Origin of the sequence: Nostoc sp. 'Lobaria pulmonaria (5183) cyanobiont' (assembly GCF_002949795.1) — a bacterium.
Taxonomy (GTDB): domain Bacteria; phylum Cyanobacteriota; class Cyanobacteriia; order Cyanobacteriales; family Nostocaceae; genus Nostoc.
Genome location: NZ_CP026692.1, coordinates 3,572,802 through 3,588,347, shown reverse-complemented (window position 1 = coordinate 3,588,347; position 15,546 = coordinate 3,572,802). Strand labels below are relative to the sequence as shown.

Below are 15,546 nucleotides of genomic sequence, written 5' to 3'. Positions count from 1 at the left end.
GTTTGCTAGTGGATTCACATAATAGCATGATATTAGCTTTTGTGATGAAATCCGTTAAATTGCCCACAGTAAAAGTACTCCAGGCCGCCAAAGCTGGGCTTTCGCCTCCTTGTTAGCGGTTTCGAGGAATTCTGGCGCAGTTATCTTGAAAGCATTATGACTATACTTCTCTGAGTCTGTCTCTTCAGCCTATGATGGAAAACAGATGCTTAAGACTTGAAAGTTATGATTGTCGCCCTGCTATATCTGATTTTGGCTGGAGCTTACCTTCTAGTAATCCCCATTGCTGTCTTACTGTACCTGAAGCAGCGTTGGTATGTAGCTAGCTCCATTGAGCGTGTCTTTATGTACTTTTTGGTGTTTTTCTTCTTTCCAGGTCTGTTGGTTCTATCGCCGTTTGCAAATTTCCGACCCCAACGGCGACAAGTTCAAATTTAACGAGATTGGTAGGTCATAACTCTCATGCGACGGATTGACGCTATTGGAATTGGCTTGGGTGTTTTTATTGCCGGTGGCTTGGCATACTTGGGATTTCAGCTAGTTGGTTTGGATAATCAGAAAGCTGGTATATGGAGCCAAGTGTTACTTGTCAGTGGGTTAGTTGGCTGGCTGGCCACCTATTTTTTCCGTGCGGTGGGACAAAAAATGACCTACCACCAACAGCGGGAACAGTATGAGCAAGACTTTCTGCAAAAGCGGCTAGACGAGCTTACTCCCGAAGAACTAGCACGAATTCAAGCCGAAATAGAACAAGAAGAGCAATCTCAGGTGTAAAGTTATCATTGGTCAGTTGTTATTTGTCCTTTGTCATTAGTCATTTGTCCTTTACTAATGACCAATGACTAATGACCAATGACCAATGACCACTGACTATTGACACTTGACTAAATGACTGCGATTTCTGATTGCTTTGAAACCCTTGGGCACAATTGTGAGTGCGCTCTGATTCCATTTATCACTGCTGGCGACCCAGATTTAGAAACAACAGCAAAAGCCTTGCAGGTTCTAGATCGTAATGGAGCCGACATTATAGAAGTGGGTATACCCTATTCCGATCCTCTAGCTGATGGGCCAGTCATTCAAGCTGCTGCTACCCGCGCCTTGCAAAGAGGTACGAAGTTAGAGCAGGTGCTAGAAATGCTGCAAGGGATTACTCCCAAATTGCGATCGCCGATTATTCTGTTAATCTATTACAACTCAATTTTGCACCGAGGAATTGAAAAATTTCTTGGGCAAATTGCTGCTGCTGGGGTCGCAGGATTGGTAATACCTGACTTACCTTTAGAGGAAGCAGCAGGCTTGCTCCAATCAGCTAGTGAGATGGGAATTGACGTAATCTTGTTGGTAGCTCCCACCAGTTCTGCTGAACGGATCGAAGCGATCGCTCGTTCTTCCCAAGGATTTATTTATTTAGTCAGCGTCACTGGAGTAACAGGAGTGCGATCGCAACTGGAAATCCGCGTGTCCGATTTACTCAAACAAATTCGTAGTGTTACTGATAAACCCATCGCAGTCGGCTTTGGCATCTCGGAAGCGGCCCAAGCCCGTCAGGTTATGGAATGGGGCGCAGATGGTGCAATCGTGGGTAGCGCTGTTGTCAAACGGTTAGCCCAAGGAACACCAGAGCAGGGACTTTCGGCGATCGCCCAATTTTGCCAAAGTCTCAAAGCAGCCATCAAGCCGACCAACATCAGCACAAATACTCCTCTTGATTAGACGCAGAAAGTAGATTAAAAAAGATAACAGTGTAGTTTTTCTATCCTTATTTGGTAGACAATTTGACCATTATGGTCTTGAATATTAACATCAGATATGATTGTGTAAAAAAACTAGCTGATAGAGTTGCTTATAGTTTGAGTATTATGTGAAATCAAGTAGGCATAATTTATGAGTGTGAGAGTGAGTCAGTCAAAAATGATTATAGTTACGTCGCGATCGAGGAGCAAAGGCGATGAGTGAAAGTATGGCATTTATCGGCGGAGTGGCCGTAGCTGGGCTGGCGGCTCTTGTATTGCTCAAAGGAACAAATATCCCCCTACAATCTAACTTCGCTGTTGCTCCGCAAATGCCAGGTACTGTAGTAGCGCCCCAAGGAATGCAGCCACAAATGTATCCTTACGGCCCTTATGGGCAACCAATCTATCCCAATTCTAATCAATCGTCAGTTCCTCCCAATACTGACCAGCGCCTAGAGGCGGAGAAGTTGAACACGCAGATGCAGCTGGAGCGTTTAAAAAACGACAATGAACAGCTAAAGTTCCAAAATCAACAACTCCAGGGCCAAGTCCAAAATTTCAATACTCAGCAGCAGTGGCAATTAGCCCAGCAGAATAACCAACAAAAAACAGCAGCAACATTCCAGCCGCAAAATACTTGGTGGTCTTCACCCGTGCTTTGGGCTGTGGGAGGCGCAACTCTCACTATTGGTGGTGGTGTTGTTGTCGCTGGGGTATTGGCTTTATTCTCACCACGGCAGCGTCCAGCCCGTACTGTACAAGTTATTCACCCTTACCAAGGAAATACGCCGCCCTTGGTTCCAGTCCGTCGTGCTGAGTTTCTGCCTGCTTCGCGGATGGAAGCAAGACGAGTTGAAGCCCAAGAATACGACGAAATGCACGGATAGGGAAAATAAAACTACAGATAAATATCGTTTCCAGGTTACGCCTGGAAACGATATTTATTGGGCTGCTGCTGCGAATTCAAGAGGCGGCATCCCTGATTTAGCTATTCCCAGCCATAAACTGGGAATGAGATAAAGCGTGTTTACTGATAACTGTTAAAAGCCGCTTTTAGGAGTTTCTGTGGTTGCAGGTTGATTAGGATCAGAAACTTTCTGTTGGGTATTTTTCTGATTACCTTGATTTTCTAGCTTAGTTAGTGCCTGTTTTGCGAGATTTTCGGCAGCTTGTTTAAATAATGGTTCTATTCTATTTCGCCAATATTGAGTATTAGGCAACTTTTCTGGATGGTTTCTATAATCTAAAACTTTATCCCATTTACCATCATCTATTGCTTTGTTGATCTCATTAGATAATGCCTCTGCCTTAGCCCAGTCTTCCTGCCATTGGGCAATCATTTTGCCTGTTTCTTGGATACTAGAAGCAGCATTTGCCGGAACCGATCTTAAAAGTGCGATCGCTCCAATTATATCCCCTGAATCATACTTCTTTTTTGCTTGTTCGATAATATTGGCACTGTTATCATTAGGCTGCGATCGTTGTGATTTCTCAGCATCGTCAGTTGACCCCTTCGGCTTTTCTGGTAATGGAGTTACTACATCCTTATATTTTGGTTGTGGCTGGGGAATTGTTCGAGTCGCAATCAGGGTACTATCATCTACAATCCTAGTTGCAATGCCCTTTTCGCGCAGGCAAGAACCCCATTCCTGATTATTGGTTATCACGGCCGGATGTGCCCAAGCCGAACGACCAGATTTAAGTTTAACTTCTATCCAACCTCGTTTTGTCCGCTTGCCAGTCACCTCGAAATTGGTGTTATCAGCAACAGTTTGCACAATATTATCAGAATTTATCGAACTAGGTTCAGAACGGATATTAGAATTTCCGACGACAACAGCCGAGCATTTGTTTGCTAAAGCCGTATCCTTACCTGTAAAATTTAAAGCTAAATTTTTCACATTTGGATATACATTTGCTACCAAGGCAGCCGCACCACCCGCCAATAATATGCCAATTAATATCGGCCAGGGGTCGGATTTACTAGAGTCTTTACGCGCAGGTTTGACAGGATTGGCTGGTGCAAATGCAATAGTTTGCAGTCGAGATACTTGAGGCTGGGATTTAGCTGCTTGATAACTGGAATTGTTGGCGGCTTCTTGAGGTGTGGAAAGTACAGGTACTGGATTAATCGCGTCTTTACACGCTTGCAGTGCTTCCGTGGCGTTTTGGTAGCGGTCTTTGAAGTGATAACGCACTATCTTGGACAATACTGCCGCCAGTCGATGGTTCACGGTTACTGAATGCCGCCAGATAACTTCCCCCGTTTCCGGGTCTTCTTGCAATTCTGTTGGCTGTAATCCTGTTAATGCTTGAATAGCAATAATGCCAAGGGAATAGATGTCACTGTTGGGACGAGGTTTACCTTGCCCTTGTTCTGTGGGCATATAGCCAGGAGTACCGATAACCACTGTCGCAGAGGCTTGTGCGCCTACAGTTACCAATTGTGTACGCAGTTGCTTTACTGCACCAAAATCAACTAAAACTAACTTATTATCTGAGGTACGGCGAATGATATTATCCGGTTTGATGTCGCGGTGAATCACGCCTTGGCGATGGACAAATTCCAGAATTTCTAGAACTTCCTGCAACAGTTGAACTACTTGGCTTTCACTCCAGCGCTTACCAGGTATAAGTTCCTCAGCTAGGGTATGTCCTTCAATATATTCTTGTACTAAATAGAATTCTTGATTTTCGTCAAAGTACGCCAGCAGCCTGGGTATTTGGTCATGGTTGCCCAGTTTTTCTAAAGTTTCGGCTTCACTGCTGAACAGGCGTTTAGCAGTATCAAAAACTCTGGGGTCAGTTCCGGGTTTGAGGTGCTTGACAACGCAGATAGGATTGCCTGGTCGCCTAGTATCTTGGGCAATGTAGGTTTGACCAAATCCTCCCATCGCGAGGACTCGAATTACTTGGTAACGATGGTCTAGTAGCTTGCCTATCATATTCCCTCCCCAGAGTTATTACCTAATTTTCCAGCTGGTAATAAATATCTCCAAATTTTCTTCAATGAAATCCGCTATCTTGAGAAAAGATTTAGATTAAAAACGCAGCTTTTTAATAAATGCAGACTGTTTATTTTTCTTTTAGTGCCCCTGTTTATTACCAATGCCACCTAAAATAACAAACTCAGTTGCATGGCAGCAGGCTGAAATCCTCATGCAACCTGCTTTCATTCGCGTTATCGACAATATCCGCAAGCAGCTTGATGAATCTTCCTGGACGGGAACTTACCATGATGTCCTGATTTGGCCGCCTAGCACCACTGATGAAATCAAAGCATTGGTGACTGAGCTGTTGCAAGCAATGGAAACTGCAACACCCCAAGAAGCAGATGAAATCAGAGGAACTCTGGCTCGTCTGCCGATGCCCCATCCAGGATATCATCTACGTTTACAGCGTCAACAGCAAGAAGCGAGTATCGATTTGTGGGAACTGTGTTATCAGGTGTGTTTTATTGAATACAGCCCAGAGAAGGAAGCTGCTGATATTGATACTAGTTTAATCGATGAATTCGGTGAAGTGGATTGGCTGCGTTTGGATGCCAAGTCAAAGGAGTTAGTTGAGCAGGCGTTTGCTAAGTTGCCAGAGAGTTGAAGCCCTGAAAATAGAATACACGAACAAAGCCCACTTGCGTGGGCTTATGGGGTAAGACGAAGCTTTTTCAACTTATCTGGAATATCGGTGTGGTCTATCGCCTATCTGATTCTCTGCAATGGCTTCCAATTATCTAATGATGCTCGAATAGCAGTTACTTCATTCAAGTATTCATTCAGCTTGACTTTTTGAACATTAAGAGTTTCACGAATTTGTTCAGCCTCGGCTTCTCTGGTCTCCCGTTCTTTCAACAAGCGGTCAAACTCATCTTGAAAGCTTTTGATGTAGTCATTAATCTGTTGCTCTGCATTCTTAAAGTCGTCTAAGACTTGCTTGTGAATGATTCGTTGTAGAACTACTTGACTTCCTGATACCTGAGTGTCTATTTTCTGCTTGATTAGTTTGGTTGTTTCGCGCAAATCAACTTCGTAAAAGGAACGTTTATCTTCAAATTAGACCTCTTGCATAAATCAAAAATAAGAACCTCACCCCGCATTTGAGTAAAGCAAATGCTCCCCTCCCCGATGCTTTGGGGAGGGGTTGGGGTTGGGGTATTAGGGACTTTTGCAAGAGGTCTATTGAATGGTAGCTTGATATGGAACTTGCTTTATGGAAGTTTTAACTGCTGCTATTCCTAATACTGCCGTCTGGCATGATGGTGTTGTGGAAAATAACTCTGCTAAGGTTAGCTCCTTCAAGATTGGCTCCAGTCAAATTAGCCTGTCGCAAGCTAGTATCCCTAAAATCAACGCCTTCCAAGTTAGCTCTAGTCAGATTAGCCCTGTAGAACGTAGTGTTTCCAAATCTAGCTTCTCTCAAATCGGCTTCGGTCAAGTTAGCACAATTGAGACTAGCTCCACGCAAGTCAGTTCCCCTGAGATCAGCTCGGCTCAAATCAACACTATTAAGGCTGGAATCGGTCAAATAAGTATTCCACAAATTAACACCTATCAAGATGGCACGAGATATCTCGAATTGTTCCAGCCTAGTACCACTCAAGTCGGCACCACTAAGGTCAACAGCGTACAAGTCGTCCGCACTGATTTCAATCCCAGAGAAGTTCCGCTCTCCGGCTGCATAACGCCTGAGCAGTTCTTTTTTATCCATAGTTCAACTCCTACATCAATTAACCTGTATAGGACTTTCCTATAAAATATTCGCCTCAGTAATTGCACTGTCATAATCAAGGCGATCGCATTCCATCCCAATCAACAAATCATCCAGGTACTCGCATTGAAAGAAAGCTATACGAACAACCCTGAAGAACTAGAGCTACACTTAAGACCCTGTGCGATAGAAACAGTATCAATAAAGATACCAACAGATACATTGCGATCGCTCGAAAAAGTTGCAGATAATCGAGATATATCACCTCAAGCCTTGCTAAAGTTAAGTAAGTCGCGACAGCTTTAATATTTTTCACAAAATCACAATTTTCATCAATAAAAAAATGATTTTGCTAACCACAGCTTTAACATTCTTCACAAAATAACGATTTTCATTAACAAAAGAATGATTTTGCTAACCACAGCTTAAATGTTCTTTACAAAATCGCGATTTTCATCAACAAAAGAATGATTTTGCTAACCACAGCTTTAATTTTCTTCACAAAATCGTGATGTTGATAAGATTTTGATTAGACGTTAGAAGAAAACCGGAGGTAGATTGAAGCCACAAACGCTTATTTGCTAAGATTTCCAGTGCGACAACATTCAAACAGGGCAACTTCTGATCGCTATGCCAACATCTACACTTGACGATAAAGACGCAGCAGCTATCCAAGCCGCCAGAGTTGGGGTTGCAATATGCGATCGCACCGCCTGGGGACGGATCAAAGTAGCTGGCGACGATCGCCTCAACTTCTTACACAACCAAAGTACTAACAATTTCCAAATACTCAAGCCAGGACAAGGTTGTGATACGGTTTTTGTCACTTCCACAGCCAGAACAATTGATTTAGTAACCGCCTACGTTAGAGAAGATGCGGTAATCTTGCTGGTTTCACCTAACCGTCGCCAGTTTTTGATGGAATGGCTGGATAAATATATTTTCTATGCAGATAAGGTGGAATTATCTGATATTACCCAATACACCAACACCTTCAGCCTGATTGGCCCAGGAAGCGACGCTGTTTTAGAAAAGTTGGGTATTGGCGAACTCATCGGCCAACCTTATGGTAGTCACCAAGTATACACGATCGCTCCGGCTGAAGGAGTGCGAATTGCTGTGGGTAGCGGGTTAGCTGCGCCCGGATACACCTTCACTTTCCCCTATACTGATAAAGAAACAGTGTGGAACAAACTGTTAGAAGCTGGGGCGGTAGAGATGAGCGATCGCGCTTGGGATGCCTTGCGAATCTTACAAGGCCGCCCCGCCCCAGATGCGGAACTTACAGATGATTACAATCCTCTGGAAGTTGGCTTGTGGCAAACAATTTCTTTTACTAAAGGTTGCTATATTGGGCAAGAAACTATTGCTCGGTTAAATACATACAAAGGTGTAAAACAACACCTGCTTGGTATTCGCCTCAGTGCCCCTGTGGAAGTTGGAAGTGCGATCGCAGTTGGAGATGAAAAGGTCGGCAAACTTACTAGTTACACAGAAACCGCTGATGGTTACTTTGGACTAGGTTACATTCGCACCAAAGCTGGTGGTGTAGGCTTAAAAGTCAAAGTAGGAGAAACTGAGGGTGAAATAGTAGAAATTCCGTTTGTTTCTCACGAGTACCCGTAAGTAACTCAAATCAAAATATCTTTCTCTTTATCTCTAGCACCGTAACAAAATTCATCTACCCAAGAAGCTATACTACGGGCATTTGTAGTTGCTAAATTTACTTTGCTCTTAACCTCTTGTGGTTGAATATTCGGCTCTTTACCGTTGCTTTTAACCCCAGTAGTAATTGCTAGCGATGCTCTTGAAGGGAGCTGCCCAACGGGCGATGTCTGACGACAAGCTGCAAAGCAGCTACGCACTGGTTTGCCATTACTGTCAATCTCAGTGGTAATTGCCAGGAATGCGCCTACAGGGATTCGGTTAGATGGCGGGTTGCTTTTAACCTCAGTAGCTAACACCGCAGATGGCATAGTTTTGGCTTTGGTATTAACCTCAGCAGTCATTGTCAACGAGTTTCCTGAAGGGAGGCGTTCAAGGGGCGATTGTAGTGGTTGATATTCGCTTACAAAACCAGAGGCTGGCGTTTTTGCTGGAGTATCTGGAGCGATTTTAGTAGCAAATGCAACTACTAACTCAGGTTGGCGTGTACGAACTACCTCAGTATTAACTGTAAATGATGGCAGAAGTTTCTCGGCGTGTGGCAACTTGGAGTCTAGAGTTTTGGCAAGAGAATTAGGCGCAATCTTGGTAGCAGTTACAACCGATGACAAATGTTTATCCTCAGAATACTTCTCATCTGGCGACTCATTTTCAGCTTGGCTGGTAGCTAGAAAATAATCTGATTTGATTAAACGTAACTCTTGATCAGGATTGAAGTTAAGACCTAAAGCAGCGACTATTTTATCTGGATCGTTATTCAGATCCAGCATAAAAGCAAGTATTTCATCAAACTGGGGTTCCAAAACAGAGAGTGTTGCCAAAATAAAACCGGACAAAGGACGGCGCAAACCATCATAAGTGGCCCAAATTCGCATTTTGATTAGCCAGGAAATATTTTGCTTGTAGTAAACAAGCCACTTTTGTTTTAAGGATTGACGCAGCTGCTGGATATTCATTGGATGCCTCACTTCAGTCAAAAAGATTGCAGAGCTTAATATTGAAAATTTAGCTTTCTTTCTGGGGATGAAACCGATAATAGAGCATCTGTTTGACTCTTTGACCACCTAACAAATGATTTTCTATCAGTAGAGATACTTCATCAGGTTGAACGCCGCTATACCAGACCATATCGGGTAATATCAGCACCATTGGGCCATTGCCACATTGTCCTAAACAGCTGCTAGCCGTTACAGTTACACCGGGGATTGGCAAAGCTGTAAAAGCTGCTAAAACCTTAGCTGCACCTTGCTTTTTACAAGTACGATTTTGACAAACCCGCACACATTTAGGAGAATCTCGATCTATTATCGGGAAGTCTGATGGTTGAGTGATGTTGGTCATTTGTCCTTTGTTATTTGTCATTTGTCATTTGCCAAAAGTCGGAAGTCGGAAGCTAATGACCAATGACCAATGACTAATGACTAATGACTAATCTATTGAAAGTCCTTTTGAAGCTAGCCATTCCAGGTTGAATATCCGCGACTGATACCGGGAACCACTATCACACAAGATGGTGACAATGGTATGTCCTGGCCCCAACTGCTTCGCTAAGGCAACAGCTGCCCCAACATTAATACCCGTTGAGCCGCCCATTAACAACCCATCTTTCCTCAGCAGTTGGTAAACTACTCGCAAAGCTTCTTTATCATCGATTTGGATGGCATCATCAGCAGGTGCGCCTTCCATATTGGCTGTGACACGACCGTTACCGATGCCTTCAGTGATGGAATTTCCTTCTATCTTGATTTCGCCAGTTTTGACATAGCTATAGAGTCCACTACCTAGCGGATCGGCTACAACACATTTAATTGCTGGATTTTGTTCTTTTAAGTACGATGCTACACCAGCATAAGTACCACCAGTACCAGTTGCAGTTATCCATGCATCTATTTTACCATCTGTCTGCGTCCAAATTTCCGGCCCTGTGGTTTCGTAGTGGGCGAGGCGGTTGGCTAAATTATCAAACTGATTTGCCCAAATGGCATTTTCCAATTCAGCAGCGACTCTACCAGATAGCTTGACGTAGTTGTTCGGGTCTTTATAGGGTACGGCGGGGACGGGACGAACTTCTGCTCCTAGTGCTGTCAGTGCGTCTATCTTTTCTTGTGATTGGGTATCGGGAATAATAATTAGACATTTGTAACCTTTAGCGTTGCAAATATGTGCTAGTCCAATGCCAGTATTACCTGCGGTTCCTTCTACAACCGTGCCACCAGGTTTGAGTAGACCTTTCTTTTGTGCATCTTCGATAATGTAAAGTGCGGCGCGGTCTTTGACGGAACCCCCAGGATTGAGAAATTCTGCTTTAGCAAGGATTTCACACCCTGTTTCTTCGCTAAAACTGTTTAAGCGAATTAAAGGGGTGTTGCCAACAGCGCCAACAAAGCCATTCTTTATATCCATTTTGACTGTACTTGTGTGAGTCTGTATAAAAATTTTGGCTGATAGCTGTAGGATGATTTACAACTGATTTGCCTAAAATTCTATGATACTTACATTGGAGGGCTTGCCGTTGGTGTACTTCCTATCTCACTCCTAACTCCCCACTTATTCACTTTCCATAGTAAACTCTGGCATTACCGTATCCGATATTTCGGATATACTTGTTCCATTCCTCAGCTTGGAATCGATTTTGGAAAGGCCCTACTGCTACGTGTGGGCCTCGTGGTTGCGTCCTTTGGAGGACTCCGCCAGATCGTCCTAAATCTTGGGTAAATCGGCCTAAATTCTGCCTAACTTGTGCTGCGATCGCAGATAACTGTTCTGAAGTGGTGGGAATGGCGACATAATATCTAGAGACTCGTCTATTAGCATTTATATTATTGCGATCGCCTATAAACCTGTCATTGCCTGCATTTATTTCCTGTCCGTTACCAAAGCTGATAATTCGGGCGTTATATATGCCTCGTGATTGTAGCTCATTCACCTGTTGTTGGGCGTTGGCTACTCTGTTAAAAACTCCTGACTGAATTACATTCCGACCTTGGAACTGGCGAATGTAAGCACTGGGTTCAATCTGACGTATTGCTTCTAGTGTCTGGTAATCACTACCATCAACGTAAACTAAATAGCGCTCAAAGTTCTGGTTATATTGACTAAACTGTGTGGGTTGAGAGGGCTGAAAATTCTGCTCAAATTGATTGTTCTGTAATGGTTGAGAGGGCTGAAAGTTCACTTCCGGTTGATTGTTCTGTACTGGTTGGGAAGGCTGAAAGTTCACTTCCGGTTGATTGAAGTCCTGTGGTTGAGCCGGTTGTAACTGCGGTGATGCCTGTTGACCAAAGGGAATTATTGGCGGTGGCGGTAAAATCTCACCTTCTTGAGCCAGTAAGAGGTTGCTGTTGGAAATTTGTGCTTGTGCTGGGGTAGAGTCGGGAATCAGTACTAACCATCCTCCCACTAACAAAAAGAGAACCGCTATAGTGGGCTTCCAACCCTGAGAACTTCGGCGTAACATCTGAAATGGGATAAATTTACTTGATATTCCTCTCGACATAATAGTTAGAAAGTAGTCACAGTATTTTTAGGTAATTTCTATCAGGAACTTATTAGTTCACCGTTGTAGCAACTATATAGCGTTAACGTAAAATTAGATCATCTGCGTGGCAAAAAATACATCTGTAATTAATCTTAGATGAAGATGATTGAGGAGTGAATAGCGATTGCTAATTCAGCAACTCTAAAACTGAAGCGCTTTAGTAGCAAGGCAATGAAAGAGTGTGTGCTACAATTGGGCAACCACGAATATCGTGTCGTGCTTTGTATGAAAAAAGTCGTCGTTGGTCTTTCTGGTGGCGTTGACAGTTCCACCGCCGCAGCTATCCTGCACTATCAGGGCTATGAAGTGATTGGTTTGACTCTTTGGCTAATGAAAGGCAAAGGTCAATGTTGCTCTGAAGGTATGATCGACGCGGCTGATCTCTGTGAACAATTGGGCGTTCCCCATCAGGTTGTGGATATTCGGGATCTCTTTCAGACGCATATTGTCGATTACCTGGTGACTGGTTACAGTGCTGGAATCACGCCATTGCCTTGCTCTCAGTGCAATAAAACGGTGAAGTTTGGGCCAATGGTGCAGTATGCTCGTGAAGAATTGGGATGCGATCGCATTGCCACTGGTCATTATGCCCGAATTAGCTATGACGAAGCAACTGGACGTTACCAATTATTAAGGGCTGTTGACCGCAACAAAGACCAGTCATACTTTCTCTATGATTTGTCTCAAGATTTACTTGCAGCAACGATATTCCCTCTAGGCGAACTAGAAAAAACTCACACGCGCCGCATTGCAACTGAATACGGACTGAAAACTGCTGATAAGCCAGAAAGTCAAGACTTATGCTTAGTGGAAAGTAACGGTTCCATGCGGGCATTTTTGGATAAATATTTAGCTCCCAAAACAGGCGATATTGTCGATATGACAGGCAAAGTTTTGGGACAGCATGATGGTGTCCATCATTACACCATTGGCCAGCGCAAAGGCTTGGGGATTGCTGCTGCCGAACCGCTATATGTGATTGAATTAGATGCGGAAAATAATAAAGTAGTAGTAGGCGATCGCACAAAAGTAACTCAGCCAGAATGCACTGTAAATCGGGTAAATTGGGTTTCTATTGCCGAACCATCTACCCCAATTCATGCCGAAGCGCAAATTCGCTATCGTTCAACGGCTACACCAGTGACGGTGATTCCGTTGGAAAACTCTCGTGTGCGTTTGGTGTTTGATGAACCCCAAATCAGCATCACCCCCGGACAAGCAGCAGTGTGGTACGACAGCGAAAAAGTGTTAGGTGGCGGAATTATTGAACAGTTTAGTTAATAATAACTCTTACCCTGTTTTGGCATCAAGTAAAACCACCCTTCCTCGCTTGTAAGGAGGGGTATTTTTATTTTTAAATTGCATATATGCCGGAAGAACCTATCTCTGACCAGTTTTTGATACAGTTATTAGAAAGCTATACCTCAGCAGAGGTGGCAGAGATTCAAAAGTACATAAGTCAGTGGGATGCTGCCACCTATATGAGTGTTGCCCAGAGTATCTTAGACCATGCTAATAGAAAAGGAATTGACCCATTAAAGTATCTACGCAAGGCTCATAACTTTAATAAAAAAGGAGCGATTAGAGTTCCGAAAACTGGATATCGTGGAGATAGTTCAGCTGTATATCGTAAAAGCAATGAATATCTGATTGTCAGACCCGATCAATATGGTACTGAAAAGATAGTTACTTATGGAGTCAATGATGACTAAAGCAATTTTAAATCAGCAAGAATTAATTAAGAGAAATATTAGTCACTTATTAGCACAATTGACTAATACTTATGAAAATACACGCGGCGAACGAAAAGAAATTTCTACTCGGTTTCCACCAGAAGATGAAGATTTTTCACTTTTAGAAGAACTTGAACTTTTAACAGTAAATATTAGAGGTTATGCAAGTCAAATTCAATCCATAGGTCAAATTGTCAATCAAGCCCAGGCAATTGAGCAATTACAAGCTATGCAAGTTTTAAATGTACCTCAGATTGCGAGTTTTTATTTTGGCAGTAATGGCAATTATGAACAGATAAAGAGTTATATTAGAACGTTAGATTACTTGCGGTTACTACTATTGGAGTATTTGCAGCTTCAAAAACCATAGTACTGAAATAGCGATCGCTTTTTATCTTTAACCAAGGTTTAGTCAATCAATCAGATAAACAACTATTAATTTCATTAATTATATCAATAATTTTATCTTCATTATTTTGATAACCTTGTTCTTTAGCTACTGCTAATGCTTGCTGATAATATTTCAGGGCTTTGGAATGTTGTTTTAGCTCAAGAAATAGTTCGCCTATATGTTCAATATTTTGAAGTTCAGTCATCCGATTGCCTAATCCTTTACAAATAATTAAAGATTGCTGATAGCATTTTATAGCTTTTTCATACTCTTTCAAATGTTTATACATCAACCCTAAAATGCTAAGAGTATTACTCTCACTCAGACTATCTCCAATTTCTTTACTAATTGCTAGAGCTTCTTGAAGATAATTTTGTGCTTTTGAGTAATTTCCTAAATCGCAATAGACATCACCTATGAGATAAAGAGTCTCTGCCTGGCCTGGACGAGCCTTAATTTCTCGTCGAAGTGCTAATGCAAGCTCGTAATAGTTTAATGCTTTTTCAAAGTCTTTTAAACTAGCGTTAAGTAACCCAAGATTACTCAAAACAGTAGCCTCTGTGTCGCGAGCGCCCATTTTACTCGCTATTACTAGTGCTTCTTGATAGCATTCTAAAGCTGTTGTATAATTTCCATAACGAAAATATATATGACCTATATTATTGAGGGTTGTACTTTGACCACCAAAATCACCAATCTGCCGATGTAGGCTTAAAGCTTCTTCATAGTATTGAAGTGCTTTGGGGAATTCTTCTAGAAAACTATAAACGGCTCCAATGTTATTTAAAGTAGTACCTTCGTCTTGTTGCGCTCCTATTTCTCGACTAATTGATAAAGCTTGGTGATAATATTTTAATGCCTCTTGATACTGTCCTGTCTGATCATAAATACCTCCAAAATTATTGAGGGCTGTAGCTTCGTTGGCACGATCATCTAATTTTTTGAAAATTTTTAAAGCTTTTTTATAGTGTTCTAGCGCTTCTGTATATTGTCCCATCTGGCGATAAACACATCCTATATTATTCAGCGAAGAAGCTTGGCCTGATAAATGATTATTTTCTATCTGGATATTAAGACTTTGATGATGTAGCTCTAATGCTTCTGGATATTGGCTTAAGTCATTGTAAATTTGTCCTATATTGTTAAGAACAGATGCTTCACCATTTAGATGATTTTGACTCCTGTAAATTTTTAGTGCCTCTTGATATATTTCTAAGGCTTTTTGAGGTTGTCCAAGCCTTTCATAAATTAAGCCAGTATGACTGAGAGTAGCAGCTTCATTAGATAGATGGCCTACTTCTCTACTAATTATTAAAGACTGATTATAGTGCTGTAGCGCTTCTGAATATTGTCCTAATAAAGAATACACTGCCCCAATACCACAAAGTGTTTTTCCTTCCATTTTGCGATCCCTGACCTCAAGATGAAGAGAAAGCGCTTTTTGATAGTTCTCTAAAGCATTTGAATATTGTCCAATCCTACGATATGCACTGCCAATATTACTAAGAGTAGTACCTTCATTTTTTAAATCTTGAATTCTTTGAAAATAAGATAAAGCTTGACTGAACTGTTTTAATGCATCATGATAAAGTTCTTGGTTATATAAGTCAAGTCCCAGATTTAAATGTCTTACGCCGTCTGCTTGATATTCTTGTTTTATTAAAAACTTAACGAATCGACGGATTGCTCTTAATGGTCTAAGTAAAGCTGAAGTTAGCACACGTAAGTAAGATAGCACTTGCAACCTCCAAAGGTTAGTTCTTGAGTTCAAACTTATTT

At 42.2% G+C, this 15,546-nt stretch carries 18 protein-coding genes; 10 read left to right on the top strand and 8 right to left on the bottom strand.

All coding sequences use genetic code 11. The features are described from left to right. The first annotated feature begins 225 nt into the window (after window positions 1-225). The 4 genes from ndhL to NLP_RS15765 all read left to right on the top strand — a co-directional run bounded on the left by ndhL (window position 226) and on the right by NLP_RS15765 (window position 2,623). A complete protein-coding gene (ndhL, locus tag NLP_RS15780; RefSeq protein WP_104907213.1) occupies window positions 226-438 on the top strand; it encodes an NAD(P)H-quinone oxidoreductase subunit L in 213 nt (70 codons plus the stop codon). 24 nt (window positions 439-462) lie between these two features. Next, window positions 463-774 (top strand): DUF3007 family protein, encoded by a 312-nt coding sequence (locus NLP_RS15775; protein WP_104907212.1) that lies wholly within the window; start codon window positions 463-465, stop codon window positions 772-774. A gap of 114 nt (window positions 775-888) precedes the next feature. Next, window positions 889-1,716: a tryptophan synthase subunit alpha gene (gene trpA / locus NLP_RS15770; RefSeq protein WP_104907211.1), complete on the top strand. Its 828-nt coding sequence runs from the start codon at window positions 889-891 to the stop codon at window positions 1,714-1,716. Between the two features lie 235 nt (window positions 1,717-1,951). Then, window positions 1,952-2,623, top strand: coding sequence for a heterocyst differentiation related protein (locus NLP_RS15765; protein WP_104907210.1), 672 nt, complete (start codon window positions 1,952-1,954; stop codon window positions 2,621-2,623). A 153-nt stretch (window positions 2,624-2,776) separates the two neighbouring features. Here the strand turns inward: NLP_RS15765 and NLP_RS15760 are convergent, their stop codons facing one another. After that, on the bottom strand, window positions 2,777-4,681 hold the full coding sequence (locus tag NLP_RS15760) for a serine/threonine protein kinase (protein WP_104907209.1): 1,905 nt from the start codon (window positions 4,679-4,681) through the stop codon (window positions 2,777-2,779). A 163-nt stretch (window positions 4,682-4,844) separates the two neighbouring features. On the opposite strand from NLP_RS15760, the gene NLP_RS15755 reads away from it, so the two are divergent. After that, window positions 4,845-5,333: a hypothetical protein gene (locus NLP_RS15755; protein ID WP_104907208.1), complete on the top strand. Its 489-nt coding sequence runs from the start codon at window positions 4,845-4,847 to the stop codon at window positions 5,331-5,333. Window positions 5,334-5,434: 101 nt separating this feature from the next. Here the strand turns inward: NLP_RS15755 and NLP_RS15750 are convergent, their stop codons facing one another. Together NLP_RS15750 and NLP_RS15745 are read right to left on the bottom strand one after the other, a co-directional pair. Continuing rightward, on the bottom strand, window positions 5,435-5,752 hold the full coding sequence (locus NLP_RS15750) for a hypothetical protein (RefSeq protein WP_104907207.1): 318 nt from the start codon (window positions 5,750-5,752) through the stop codon (window positions 5,435-5,437). A gap of 199 nt (window positions 5,753-5,951) precedes the next feature. Next, complete coding sequence (locus tag NLP_RS15745; protein WP_104907206.1) at window positions 5,952-6,440, bottom strand: pentapeptide repeat-containing protein; 489 nt, start codon at window positions 6,438-6,440, stop codon at window positions 5,952-5,954. A gap of 126 nt (window positions 6,441-6,566) precedes the next feature. Between NLP_RS15745 and NLP_RS33240 the strand changes: the two genes are divergently transcribed. Together NLP_RS33240 and ygfZ are read left to right on the top strand one after the other, a co-directional pair. Then, window positions 6,567-6,746: a hypothetical protein gene (locus NLP_RS33240; RefSeq protein ID WP_158680416.1), complete on the top strand. Its 180-nt coding sequence runs from the start codon at window positions 6,567-6,569 to the stop codon at window positions 6,744-6,746. 324 nt (window positions 6,747-7,070) lie between these two features. After that, window positions 7,071-8,066, top strand: a complete 996-nt coding sequence (gene ygfZ, locus NLP_RS15740) for a CAF17-like 4Fe-4S cluster assembly/insertion protein YgfZ (protein WP_104907205.1) — start codon at window positions 7,071-7,073, stop codon at window positions 8,064-8,066. 5 nt (window positions 8,067-8,071) lie between these two features. On the opposite strand, the gene NLP_RS15735 is transcribed toward ygfZ, so the two are convergent. From NLP_RS15735 to NLP_RS15720, 4 genes are all read right to left on the bottom strand, one after another. Then, a complete protein-coding gene (locus tag NLP_RS15735) occupies window positions 8,072-9,061 on the bottom strand; it encodes a DUF5331 domain-containing protein (protein ID WP_104907204.1) in 990 nt (329 codons plus the stop codon). A gap of 49 nt (window positions 9,062-9,110) precedes the next feature. Next, window positions 9,111-9,446, bottom strand: a complete 336-nt coding sequence (locus NLP_RS15730; RefSeq protein WP_104909892.1) for a (2Fe-2S) ferredoxin domain-containing protein — start codon at window positions 9,444-9,446, stop codon at window positions 9,111-9,113. An 87-nt stretch (window positions 9,447-9,533) separates the two neighbouring features. Next, window positions 9,534-10,508 carry a cysteine synthase A gene (locus NLP_RS15725; RefSeq protein ID WP_104907203.1) on the bottom strand — a complete coding sequence of 325 codons (975 nt, stop codon included), beginning with the start codon at window positions 10,506-10,508 and terminating at the stop codon, window positions 9,534-9,536. 148 nt (window positions 10,509-10,656) lie between these two features. Next, a complete protein-coding gene (locus tag NLP_RS15720) occupies window positions 10,657-11,562 on the bottom strand; it encodes a hypothetical protein (protein WP_104907202.1) in 906 nt (301 codons plus the stop codon). 306 nt (window positions 11,563-11,868) lie between these two features. On the opposite strand from NLP_RS15720, the gene mnmA reads away from it, so the two are divergent. From mnmA to NLP_RS15705, 3 genes are all read left to right on the top strand, one after another. Next, window positions 11,869-12,924, top strand: a complete 1,056-nt coding sequence (gene mnmA, locus NLP_RS15715) for a tRNA 2-thiouridine(34) synthase MnmA (protein ID WP_104909891.1) — start codon at window positions 11,869-11,871, stop codon at window positions 12,922-12,924. 86 nt (window positions 12,925-13,010) lie between these two features. Continuing rightward, window positions 13,011-13,355, top strand: coding sequence for a hypothetical protein (locus tag NLP_RS15710; RefSeq protein WP_104907201.1), 345 nt, complete (start codon window positions 13,011-13,013; stop codon window positions 13,353-13,355). Continuing rightward, window positions 13,345-13,746: a hypothetical protein gene (locus NLP_RS15705; protein ID WP_325034671.1), complete on the top strand. Its 402-nt coding sequence runs from the start codon at window positions 13,345-13,347 to the stop codon at window positions 13,744-13,746. Before NLP_RS15710 ends, NLP_RS15705 begins: the two co-directional genes overlap by 11 nt. 46 nt (window positions 13,747-13,792) lie before the next feature. On the opposite strand, the gene NLP_RS15700 is transcribed toward NLP_RS15705, so the two are convergent. Next, entirely contained in the window at window positions 13,793-15,505 is a 1,713-nt protein-coding gene (locus NLP_RS15700) for a tetratricopeptide repeat protein (RefSeq protein WP_158680414.1), read from the bottom strand. Window positions 15,506-15,546: the final 41 nt, after the last annotated feature.

Excerpts from the sequence above, each read along its gene's own strand:
- ndhL (WP_104907213.1), top strand. The coding sequence starts at position 226 with ATGATTGTCGCCCTGCTATATCTGATTTTGGCTGGAGCTTACCTTCTA.
- NLP_RS15775 (WP_104907212.1), top strand. The coding sequence starts at position 463 with ATGCGACGGATTGACGCTATTGGAATTGGCTTGGGTGTTTTTATTGCC.
- trpA (WP_104907211.1), top strand. The coding sequence starts at position 889 with ATGACTGCGATTTCTGATTGCTTTGAAACCCTTGGGCACAATTGTGAG.
- NLP_RS15765 (WP_104907210.1), top strand. The coding sequence starts at position 1,952 with ATGAGTGAAAGTATGGCATTTATCGGCGGAGTGGCCGTAGCTGGGCTG.
- NLP_RS15760 (WP_104907209.1), bottom strand. The coding sequence starts at position 4,681 with ATGATAGGCAAGCTACTAGACCATCGTTACCAAGTAATTCGAGTCCTC.
- NLP_RS15755 (WP_104907208.1), top strand. The coding sequence starts at position 4,845 with ATGCCACCTAAAATAACAAACTCAGTTGCATGGCAGCAGGCTGAAATC.
- NLP_RS15745 (WP_104907206.1), bottom strand. The coding sequence starts at position 6,440 with ATGGATAAAAAAGAACTGCTCAGGCGTTATGCAGCCGGAGAGCGGAAC.
- ygfZ (WP_104907205.1), top strand. The coding sequence starts at position 7,071 with ATGCCAACATCTACACTTGACGATAAAGACGCAGCAGCTATCCAAGCC.
- NLP_RS15735 (WP_104907204.1), bottom strand. The coding sequence starts at position 9,061 with ATGAATATCCAGCAGCTGCGTCAATCCTTAAAACAAAAGTGGCTTGTT.
- NLP_RS15730 (WP_104909892.1), bottom strand. The coding sequence starts at position 9,446 with ATGACCAACATCACTCAACCATCAGACTTCCCGATAATAGATCGAGAT.
- NLP_RS15725 (WP_104907203.1), bottom strand. The coding sequence starts at position 10,508 with ATGGATATAAAGAATGGCTTTGTTGGCGCTGTTGGCAACACCCCTTTA.
- NLP_RS15720 (WP_104907202.1), bottom strand. The coding sequence starts at position 11,562 with ATGTTACGCCGAAGTTCTCAGGGTTGGAAGCCCACTATAGCGGTTCTC.
- mnmA (WP_104909891.1), top strand. The coding sequence starts at position 11,869 with ATGAAAAAAGTCGTCGTTGGTCTTTCTGGTGGCGTTGACAGTTCCACC.
- NLP_RS15710 (WP_104907201.1), top strand. The coding sequence starts at position 13,011 with ATGCCGGAAGAACCTATCTCTGACCAGTTTTTGATACAGTTATTAGAA.
- NLP_RS15705 (WP_325034671.1), top strand. The coding sequence starts at position 13,345 with ATGATGACTAAAGCAATTTTAAATCAGCAAGAATTAATTAAGAGAAAT.